At 51.3% G+C, this 314-nt stretch carries 2 rRNA genes; both read left to right on the top strand.

From position 1 onward, the window contains the following. Positions 1–122 (top strand): 23S ribosomal RNA (locus HP552_RS00045); the annotation flags it as partial. A gap of 83 nt (positions 123–205) precedes the next feature. Continuing rightward, positions 206–314 (top strand): 5S ribosomal RNA (gene rrf / locus HP552_RS00040); the annotation flags it as partial.

Genomic DNA, 314 nt, shown 5'->3' with positions numbered 1-314 from the left:
CCCTCAAGATGAGATTTCCCAGTATGTAAGACCCCTTGAAGACGACGAGGTAGATAGGCTGGGGGTGGAAGTGCAGCAATGCATGGAGCTGACCAGTACTAATCGGTCGAGGGCTTATCCAATATGCAGGTTTTAATCGCAGGTTTCGTTTCGGATCTAGTTTTCAGAGAATGATCTCTGAACGCATTTGTTTCACAAATGCTCGTTTGGTGGCGATAGCGGAGGGGTTCCACACGTACCCATCCCGAACACGACCGTTAAGCCCTCTAGCGCCGATGGTACTTGGACCGAAGGGTCCTGGGAGAGTAGGACGT

The organism is Paenibacillus xylanilyticus (assembly GCF_013359935.1).
In the GTDB taxonomy this organism is placed as follows: domain Bacteria; phylum Bacillota; class Bacilli; order Paenibacillales; family Paenibacillaceae; genus Paenibacillus; species Paenibacillus xylanilyticus.
The sequence above is the reverse complement of the archived record's forward strand: the minus strand, read 5'-3'. Positions and strand labels throughout refer to the sequence as shown.